Raw genomic sequence first — 459 nt, 5'->3', positions numbered from 1 at the left:
CGATCTCGGCCTCGGCCGGGATCGCGAGCGGGACGGTGAGGCACGGCGCGAGGCCTGGCCGTTCGCCGCGCAGGATGCCGGCGAAACGCAGCTCGGACAGCGTTTCCGGCAGCGGCAGCACCGCGGCAAGGATCGTCGCGGGATCTGCTCCGATGACGATCGCGACCGGCATATCGCGTCCGATCGCCTTCCATTGCTGGTGATGCCTGGCGCCGCCGCGATGCGCGAGCCAGCGGATGATGGCGCGGTCGCGACCGAGCACCTGCATGCGGTAGACGCCGACATTTTCCTCCTGGTCGGCCGTCGCGAATTCCGGCGGCACCGTGATCACGAGTGGCCAGGTGATCAGCGGCGCCGGCTCGCCGGGCCAGCAGATCTGGACCGGCAATCTTGCAAGATCGATGTCGGGTCCCATCGTGACGGCATCCTGGACCGGCGCCGCCGCGCGTGTGCGCGGTC

Annotated in this window: 1 protein-coding gene; it reads right to left on the bottom strand. The window is 69.9% G+C overall.

Annotated elements, in window-relative coordinates; genetic code table 11:
- On the bottom strand, positions 1-459 hold a 459-nt coding region (locus tag MOV74_RS40320), incomplete at both ends, for a UbiD family decarboxylase (protein WP_246933124.1).

The organism is Bradyrhizobium sp. SHOUNA76 (genome assembly GCF_023006445.1).
Lineage (GTDB): Bacteria > Pseudomonadota > Alphaproteobacteria > Rhizobiales > Xanthobacteraceae > Bradyrhizobium.
This window is presented reverse-complemented; position numbering and strand designations above follow the sequence as displayed.